The organism is Microcoleus sp. LAD1_D3, from assembly GCF_036702135.1.
Taxonomy (GTDB): Bacteria; Cyanobacteriota; Cyanobacteriia; order Cyanobacteriales; family Microcoleaceae; genus Microcoleus.
Map to the genome: position 1 here is coordinate 1 of NZ_JAUBSB010000110.1, position 8770 is coordinate 8770.

At 44.7% G+C, this 8770-nt stretch carries 5 protein-coding genes and 3 pseudogenes; 2 read left to right on the forward strand and 6 right to left on the reverse strand.

All coding sequences use genetic code 11. The annotated features are described in order from the left end of the window. Positions 1–313: 313 nt before the first annotated feature. Positions 314–394, reverse strand: a pseudogene (locus QUA74_RS28775) (IS1 family transposase); the annotation flags it as partial. A 227-nt stretch (positions 395–621) separates the two neighbouring features. Between QUA74_RS28775 and QUA74_RS28780 the strand changes: the two are divergent. Next, complete coding sequence (locus QUA74_RS28780; RefSeq protein WP_333336013.1) at positions 622–942, forward strand: helix-turn-helix domain-containing protein; 321 nt, start codon at positions 622–624, stop codon at positions 940–942. Positions 943–947: 5 nt separating this feature from the next. Continuing rightward, the gene (locus tag QUA74_RS28785; protein ID WP_333336002.1) at positions 948–1523 is read left to right on the forward strand and encodes an IS630 family transposase; all 576 of its coding nucleotides are present in this window, start codon (positions 948–950) and stop codon (positions 1521–1523) included. A gap of 15 nt (positions 1524–1538) precedes the next feature. On the opposite strand, the pseudogene QUA74_RS28790 reads toward QUA74_RS28785, so the two are convergent. The 5 genes and pseudogenes from QUA74_RS28790 to hetZ form a co-directional block, all read right to left on the reverse strand. Beyond that, positions 1539–1994 (reverse strand): annotated as a pseudogene (locus tag QUA74_RS28790) (IS1 family transposase); the annotation flags it as partial. A gap of 146 nt (positions 1995–2140) precedes the next feature. Continuing rightward, positions 2141–2574, reverse strand: a pseudogene (locus tag QUA74_RS28795) (IS1634 family transposase); the annotation flags it as partial. 471 nt (positions 2575–3045) lie between these two features. Beyond that, positions 3046–5409 carry a DUF3488 and DUF4129 domain-containing transglutaminase family protein gene (locus tag QUA74_RS28800; RefSeq protein WP_333336005.1) on the reverse strand — a complete coding sequence of 788 codons (2364 nt, stop codon included), beginning with the start codon at positions 5407–5409 and terminating at the stop codon, positions 3046–3048. 348 nt (positions 5410–5757) lie between these two features. Then, positions 5758–6828 carry a hypothetical protein gene (locus QUA74_RS28805; protein ID WP_333336008.1) on the reverse strand — a complete coding sequence of 357 codons (1071 nt, stop codon included), beginning with the start codon at positions 6826–6828 and terminating at the stop codon, positions 5758–5760. Further along, positions 6821–8002 (reverse strand): heterocyst differentiation protein HetZ, encoded by a 1182-nt coding sequence (gene hetZ, locus QUA74_RS28810; protein WP_333336011.1) that lies wholly within the window; start codon positions 8000–8002, stop codon positions 6821–6823. Before hetZ ends, QUA74_RS28805 begins: the two co-directional genes overlap by 8 nt. Positions 8003–8770 lie beyond the last annotated feature (768 nt).

The window sequence follows — 8770 nt, forward strand, 5'->3', positions numbered from 1 at the left end:
GTATTTATTGCACCGCCTCTTAAATGAAGGGCAATTAATAATTAAATGGGGTCGCAAAATCAAAAATAAGGGCAATGGTTGTATCACAGTTTAAATGTGCAACAGCTTAAGCGTGCTTGTTCGTCAGGCGTCATGTTTAGTCTCTCAAAATTATTTATTGACTATTGTAACTCTTGAGACACTCTATTCTTCAGTTCCTCTAAAATGGCTGATTGACTCTAAAACATATTTTTGGAGGAAGCTAAGTGTTGGCTTTTCCCAAAAGCAGCGCATTTTATCATACTTTTGTATACTTGCAAAATCGGGATGCTCCCATGTAAGTTTTACAGATAATTTGGTCTCCATCTGGAATAAACATGGGGTAAACTGGCCATCCATCTGTGATATACAAGTAATACCACTTCTCCAAAAATATGCTACAATAGCACTTCTAGCATAAGGACGATTGTATGAAAGTAAATTACCAAGAAAGAATTGAAGACACTGCGACCGAATTAAAAATAATTATGTCCCAGCAACGAACTGTAACTAACAGACAAAAAATTCAGGCACTTTATTTGTTAAAATCTGGGTGGAGCCCGAGTATTACAGAGGTAGCTGAACTTTTAGGGGGTACATAGAATCACCGTACAAAGATGGTTAAAGCAATATAATGAGGGCGGTCTGTCATCCTTATTAAAGCTGCGCCGCTCGACTGGGAGACCGCGAGTAATTCCCTCAGAAGTAATAGCCGGACTCTCGACAAAAATTAGTGAGCAATCCTGCGAGTTTAAGAGTTACAAAGAAATTGCGAAATGGGTGGAAGATAACTATCAAGTATCCGTCAAATATCAAACTTTACATAAGCAACTGTACTATCGCATGAAAGCCAAGTTAAAAGTACCAAGGCGTTTGAGTAACAAAAAAGAGCCGGCGGCAGCAATCGAGTTTAAAAAAAACTAGAAAAATTGCTGAAACTTGTCTTATGGTTAGAGTCCACTACGCCTAATCTAGCAAAAAATGGTCTCAAATATTGGTGTCAAGATGAAACTAGAATCGGCTTAAAAACGATTGAAAGGAAAAAACTTACAGCCCGTGGAGTCAAACCAATAGGTTTAGTTCAAGGGAATTTTAAAGCTTACTATTTATATGGGGCGGTTGCCCCCCAAACCGAAGAAAGTTTCTGGTTAGAGTTTTCACATCTTGACGGTCAATGTTTTCAGATATTCTTAGATAACCTAGCAGCAGAATATCCAGATCATTTAAATGTTGTGCAACTGGATAATGGTAAGTTTCATCATAGTAACCAGCTCAAAATCCCAGATAATATTTTACTGCTTTTTCAACCACCATACAGTCCTGAATTGAATCCGAACGAGAGAGTATGGCAATATATAAAACAAGAATTAAGTTGGGAACTTTATGATAACTTAGATGAAATAAAAGAAAAAGTTCGCACTTTTCTTGAAGAATTTTCAAGTGAAACAATCGCATTTATCACGGGATGGGATTATATTCTCTCGGCACTAACTACTGTAACATAATTTTGGAGAAGTGGTATAACATTTCCAATTGCCAACTAACTCCCATAGTGGCCGAAAAGTCGTAGCACTATGAGTTCCAATACCCATCCTAAAATCCCTGGCTGAAAGTGATTTACGGCTGTCCATAGCCAAATCTTATTTTTTTTACCAACAAACGTTTCTAATTCATCAAGTTCTCCCACCAGGGGAATTGTGTCGGGTTCGTAAGCATCAGGGAGCAATTCTCCTACTTGCTTGACCCAATTTATAATGCTGGTGTGATGTACTCCTTTAATCCTCTCAATGGCTCGAAAACCCATACTATTGACATACATTTTCAGACATTCACGTTTAACTTCTGAGCGAGTAACCTTTATGAGGTTTGTAGCCATCTATAAATTGTCTGCCACAATGGACACAAATATAATTCTGTTTACCTTTTTTATGACCATTTTTATTAACATGAGTTGACAGACATTCAGGACATTGCATAAGCTCTGCGTTTTTTGAAGTGTTATTTTGGGGCGCTCGCACTATAAATTTATCATACCCTAATTCAGCAACGTTGTTTGATGTTCTAGCGATGAATTATCCAACTGATTGTCATCCATTTCTTGGCTAGAAAAAGATACGGATGGCGACTCTTGCTCATATTTACCATGTAGATGAAATGAACTTGAGTCCAAGTGAGATGTGTCGGTTTTTATCTCGAATTTTTGAGCTGCTGACAGGGCAATGGTTGTGAATATTTCCGTAATTCCTGCCAAATATAATTTATCTAATACTCTTCCTAAACGGTCATCATTCAGATGTGATGCTTGAACTCCTGACCCAAGTAAATGTTCTATTGCTTTACCTTCAAAAAATTTAGAGAATAAGTATAGTGGGGCGGAAACCAACCCTAATCCATTGATAATCATCGCTTTGACTACCAGGCCGGGACTGACTTCTCGCCCGGTTGTTCGCCTACTAATTCATTGATTTTTTGGCCTATTCCTAGGTCATCACTTAGACCGGCTACCAAGCCTAGATGGTCTAAGTTTTCTACTGTCATCTCAGATGCTTTCTGCATGGGCTGCTGAATCCTGATTTGAGCGTTCATAGCGATCGTAAGTTTACACTATTTTGGTGATGATTGCTTACTGCTGGCGATCGCAATTAACGCATTTTCGTCATCAATCAGGTAACAGTGAGGTCATAAACTTGGTTTGTGACGATCGCAATTTTAACTCGTATCAGATTTAACTTATGCCCTCACTTCTATTGTCAGGAATTTTTAACGCTCGTGATGCGAGTACGACAAAAAATCTTGAGTAAAAATACTCAAGATGGTCTCGGATGATTCACTTTTATCCCCTCAAGCAGTATATGTGCCAGTTGGGGGTGCGGAATGTGGGTGGTAACTACAAAACCTTCTTTTCCCAAACCTCCACCGTCCGCTTAAACTCCTCCCCCGACAACTTCCTAAACCGATGACTTGACCGAAAACGGTTATAAACCTGTTCATCTCGCTTAATTACCGCATCTAAGCGATCCGTATCGCTTAAAACCAGCGCTTTTTGAGTTTCTTCAAGTGCGATCGCCTCAAATTTTCCACCAACTGCCGCAACTGACTCAAATTTCCCGCTTCGCCGCCATACTTCCAGCGCACGTAAGCTTGCGAAACTTCATCAATCACCTCAGCTTCATCAGTTGCATGATTCCCCCGCATTGCCTCAGCATACTCCAAAGGCGTTTGAGCGCGAGGTTTCACAAATCCCCTACTCGCCAAATCCTTCAGCATTTCCTGATAAACCCCCTCCACCGGTGGCAACTTCGCCAGCCAGCGGCGGTGGCGCCACTTGCGCCACAGTTGCCAAATTAACCAGCCAATAAAGCCAAAGCCGATCGCAGCAATCAAGCCAGTAAATAACCCCACCCAACCCTTAGCAAACTGTCCCACAAACCAGCCCACAATCAAAGTTATCCAGCCAATTACAAAACCTATGACTGAATCCAGCCCGCTTCTGAGAGGAGTCGGTAGCCAACCCGCGATCCACTTCCAAAACGATTCGATCGCACTAAAAGTCTGGTTGTCTTCCACCGAAGCCGGAATCAGCGGATAACCGGGAATCGGATTAAAACCAAACCAGCCGTTATTGGGAAAATATACCTCCGTCATCAAGAAAGCATCGGTATTTTTCACAACATAGTAACCAGTAAACGGGTTAAATTCCCCCGTATCGAAGCCGCCCGCCAGTCGCGCCGGAATCCCGATCGATCTGAGCATAATTGTCAGTACCGTCGAAAAGTGGTCTGGATATCCACCTGTAACTTTTTTGCCATCTTGGGTATTTTTGTAACCAAACAGAAAAGCCTCGACTAAATCTTCACCTTCTTCTAAGTAAGGCAAAGCTTTTTCTATTTTGTAATTCGGATTTTGCTTTAAATATTGAGCCAAATACAAAGCTTTTTCGTAGGGAGAATCAATCGGTCTGTCCGACTGAGATACTCTAGTTCTTGCCAAGATTTCTTCTGTTTTTTCTCGCACTTTCTGGGCAATTTTCGGCGGCACATCCAAATAGAAGTTGCGAATATTTTTCGGGTAATTAGTACCAGTTTTCCCCAACAAAGAACGATCGCGAAAAGGCACATTAGAAATCACCGTATAAGTCACACCCTCTCCCAATTCCGCAGGCGATCGCAAACCCCCCTCCGCATCAACGGCAACCTCTGGACTCGGAAAATAAAGCTCCTTCGGCTTGTTTAAAGCCGGAATCAAATTCGGCAATGGAGCAACAATAGTATAACTTTGAATCACCTCTTGAGTCCGAGGCGCATTGGGAAAAGGATTGAGATAAAATTGATAAGACCAGCTAGGTCTAGTAACCTTTTGAGCTTGTTCGTTGCGAGAAATTTCCCAACCCTGACCAGTGTATTTGTCAAAGCCTAATACCCGCCAAAAACCCGCAGCCTGCGATCGCACCCGCATCACCACTTGAGGTTTCATTTCCCCCCGCAAATTTTGATTAATGCGCTGGTTGAAACCATAATAAAAAGTAGAGTCTACCTCTCCTGGCCCAGAGTCTGGGTTTCTCCCCCTTCCTCCGCCAGTCCCTTTTTCATTTCCCCCTCTAACATACCCCGGATTCAGAATGCTGCGCGAGTCAAACTCCCCCTGATATTCCATAGGAGCACTCACCGGAAAAGTCCGTAACTGATAGCCAGGGAGGCGTGGCAAAAACGCAAAAATAGTCAGCCCCAACCCGACAGTTATCAGCAGCAGCCAAGCAAAATTCTTTGGGGATAAAGTAGCAGCAAATAGCGACAGGCTATCATTTTTTCCTTTACCTTGTGCTTTTTCGCCAATGGCTTCTGGCTTCACAAATCCCAAGCGCGATCGATAATCCAACACCAAAGTCGGAAGCGCTAAAGCCAAAAACACCAACAACAGCGGCCCAAAAGTCAAGGTTTGGCTGAGAGTCGCTGCTACCCCTAACAAAATTAGCCCGATTACCATCGAATAGCCTAAATCCTTGCGGCGAGGCAAATCGAAACTGTGGAGCACTTGAAGTTGGATTAACAGTTGCGCCAAAACTAACCGCGTATCATTCAATTCTCCCACCAAGCGGCTAAAAAAAGCGAACAGCGCCACCAGCATTCCAATAGCTATGCAGAACTTAGCAGCTACATTGCGATCGCGGCGGCGGTACCAACTCCAAGTTGCTCCCACAATACTAACAGGCACAGCCCACAGGTTCTGGGCTTCTTCAGCAGCAACGTCAGTAGCTACAATTCCCACAATTACCAACAACTGAACTAGGATTCGCAGCAGTAAAGAATCCTCAATCACCGGCGGAGGCATCGCCTCAATCTGCTCCCACAGCTTACCCAAAACAGGTATATTTCGCAGGTTATCAGTTGTCATGTGCACCCATCCAACTATTTTAGATTTTAGATTTTAGATTTTAGATTGAATTCACAGATAAATCTGGCTTTTACCTAATATCTAAATCTTATTTCTGTGTCATTAGATTTTAGATTTTAGATTGAATCCACCGATAAATCTGGCTTTTACCTAATATCTAAATCTTATTTCCCTGTCATTAGATTTTAGATGGAATCCACAGATTAACTTCACAGATGAATCTGGGGGCTTGAACTAATATCTAATTTTTTTGGCTTTCCACGACAGAAGTCGAGGAATTGCATTTGTTTTTGTGTGAGGTCAAACCAGCGAGTAAAAACCTAAATTATTTACTCTAATTACACCTTTCTAGTTGCTATCTTGTCCTGCCCAAATTGGACGAATAGCAAACATCAAAGGTCTGGTCTCGAAGTTTTGAAATCGAACTTCTAGAGCATAAGTCTTGTTCGGTTGTGGGTCAAACAACTCCACACTTAAATGCCCGGAATTCGGACGATGTGCAGTTGCTTCGGCATCTCCTCCCTTGAGTTCCAAACTTCCTGCCCCCGGAAATTGGCACTCAACTCTTAAACACGGCATTGGCTGTTCTCTGTTGCGGTTCGACAGGTATTGAGCCTCCAGAGTCAGCGAACCCAAACCAGTCAGCCACTCCCGCGAAACAGGCGGCTGATTCACAGGACAATCCAAAGTTAGAGAATCAAGGATTTCCCTGGCTGCCAACAGCGACAGCACCATTTGTTGATCGGTACTCGCTGCTTCGTAATTCGGGAAATCTTCTAAATCTAGAAGTCCCCGCAAAGAACCTCGGAGCACTAAACTAGCTAATTCGTTGAGTTCCTGAGACTGGCCGGGAAATAAGCCATCTACAGCGCGAACTAACTTTGAGCCTTCCCGCAGCGACGACATTACCAGTTCCTGACAAGGTTCTAGCAGTTGAGCAAAAACCTTTTGGGCGATCGGAATTGGCAGGCGACCCCACCTGATATTTTGTAGTTGGGGAGTCCAGAGGTGTAGGGGGGGAACCCATTGCGGGGCTACATCGTCTGGGTAATCGTGGTCGTAGCTTTTGAATTCTGTTTCCCAGGGGAACAGCGGCGGGTTAGATTCAATTTCGGCTCTAAGCCTTTCTTTTAACAAGGTCTGAAAACGGTCTTGCACGGTCGGTATTTCTCCAATTGTCAGCGGTTGTGCGGGTGCATTGCTGTGCGCCCCCACTTGATAGTCCAGCGGGTCTGGTTCGTCCCATTCCCAGTATTCCACCCCGGAATTGTCTTCTGTGTCGCCCCACTCTTCTGAGCGAGGGGATGGATTGAGGTTTTCCTCATCTTCGCTAGAGGCATTCGCGATCGGCGCCTGCAATATCCAGTCTAAAAAATGGCGATCGAAAGCCTCTGCATCCCTGTTCGTTTCGTTATTCATCAGTAGATGCCCCTTCTCCGGAATCTGAACGATTTCGCAATTCCCAGGCAAGTTCCAGCAATTTAAACCACCGTTTCTGTACCTGGGCTACCGTGCTGCCGAGGCTTTGCGCGATCGCTGACTCTGACAGACCTTGTTGTTTCAACTTTAGCAAACGCTGTCCTTCTGGGCCAATTTGCTCACCAAAATCCTGCCACTGGGAAGGCAGCAAACCCAGATTTCGATCTAAGTCTGCTTCCAGCCACTGGTGAACGAGTTCCCAGCGGTGCGACATGGCGAACCTGAGCAAATGGTACTTGAAGCGCTGCTGCAAATAGTCTCTTTGGCGAGGAGTTATGCCCAGAAGCGACTCTATTTCATTAGTCGGCAAGTCTTGCAAGCGCAGCACGAAGTAATCGGCGCAGTCTTGTTGGTTGCGCTCTTTCAAGTAAGCTACTAATTCGTCAATCACGTTTTGCCGCAGAGATTCTGACTCGTCGCCTAGCGGACGAATTGCCACCGAACCCTGTCCCGCCATCGCTTCCCGCACCGAGTGCACCGAGGTGTCGTTCCAAGTTTGATCGGAATCTGAAGCCCCTCCGTCGGCGGCTTGTTCCATATCTACGGAGGTTTCTTTGGGCTGCTGCTGGGAAAAGGTTTGGGCCCGTAAAATAATTAGTTGCTGGCTGCGGTTCCGAGGTAAAGGAATGCGCCGCTTGCCGAAGCGCTCTACAAAGGCCATGTACTCTGCTAGTTCTAAGCGAGTGCGGGGACTGTAGGTGGGTGGTAGTTGGGTTTCGCGCCGGAATGCCTTTAAAGCTTCGAGATAAAATCCTTGCAAAAAATCTTTGATCAGTTCTACTCGCGCCTGATAGCTAGACTGCACCTGCGGAGGAGTGATGTAGCGATAGACGATCGCGCTGAGGGTACTGTGCAATTCTACTCGCCCGGGCCCGGAGCCTAAATTGTAATAGTGGAGGCATTGTTGCAAGCGGTGCTGAGCGAGGCTCTGGGCTGAACCTTCTATATCTCCGGAGGCTTGAATCCGCTGGCTTTCAGTGCATATCCTGTTGACTTCTGCTGCGAGTCGCCCTGCTACATCTTGGCAGTTCTGCTCAGACGCGCGAGTGGACTTTTTGAGTTCGTCTAACAGCAGTTGAAATATGGTTTCCACGCTCTGGCAGATTTCCCGCATGATGGTTTACAGCTAACAATGAAAGTAGCACAGTTAGTAAAAGTATGGATAAATATTTCCTACCGCTACTTTACCCCGTATTCCCCAGATAAGACAAACTGCAATGCCCTCTATCTCCTCCTTCGCGCAAACACAGAGGACTGCTTTTTTTTATCTGTCTTGGACGCGCCATCCGCCAAAAACTAGGTTTCAAGAGTTGGCACTACAACGATGCTTCATCAGAGTGTCGGGTTTGACAAAGCCTTCATGCGGGCCGACAACGCCACACTGCCGTTGATACCTTCGGCTTAGTGCTGTGGGGGTCACAGCAGCAAGTGTACCTGAAGGTGAAGCGAACAGACAGCTTATGCCGGTGGTCTACTAGATGGGACAAAGGGTATCATGGCTGTATTTGTTTGTTAGAGTCGATCACGGTGACAGCGGTCAACGGTTTCTCCAATCGGTGATGGATAGCTTGGGATGGATTATTCAGGTGGTTGTACGATCGCAACACCCAAGGCTTTGTTTTACTGAAAAAAAGAGCCTGGGTTGAACAAACTTTTGCTTGGCTCAATTTAGTATCGAGGGTTGAGCAAGGATGAGCAGCGATTACCGGCTGCCTCACAGCTCATGATATACATCTCCGTGATTCGGTTTATCGCTATTTAACAAACCCAAGATTATCTGTGTTCATGTAAGCCGATTTGAACACTAGACCTCTTGCAAAAAAAATATGTGTTATCCTTAAAAGTTTGCTCAAATTTAGGTCAAACTTTGAATTATTGGGTT